Source organism: Geobacillus sp. WSUCF1, assembly GCF_000422025.1.
GTDB lineage: Bacteria > Bacillota > Bacilli > Bacillales > Anoxybacillaceae > Geobacillus > Geobacillus zalihae.
Map to the genome: position 1 here is coordinate 1 of NZ_ATCO01000165.1, position 370 is coordinate 370.

The following is a 370-nucleotide window of genomic DNA, read 5'->3' on the forward strand; positions in this document are numbered from 1 at the left end:
GGATCACATCCATTATTGGGCATACCAAATACCCCTCCAGAAGAGGGGTATTTGGTATTTATATCCATATCTAATTCTACCATATCTCTAATTTCGTTAAGATATCTGATGCCGTTTCTTCCCCTTTCCTTCGACCTTTCTTGGCATGTTTTCGTAACAGGGAAAGGAGAGAGAAAAGGTTGATTTCCGCCATATGCGAACGCAAAAGCAACTGGTGCCAATACGATTGGAGAAGATCGAGCGCTTTCCGTTCACTGATTTCAATGTCTTCCTTTTGATGCCAATACATCCGAGCTTGAAACAGAAACGTCTGGGTGACCAAAATGGCAATCAACGTCCCGTATAAATGGCATTCGAAACGTTCTTTTTT

Annotated in this window: 1 pseudogene; it reads right to left on the reverse strand. The window is 41.9% G+C overall.

Annotation, left to right across the window (positions count from 1 at the left end):
* Positions 1-76: 76 nt before the first annotated feature.
* Positions 77-370 (reverse strand): annotated as a pseudogene (locus I656_RS0116620) (IS4 family transposase); the annotation flags it as partial.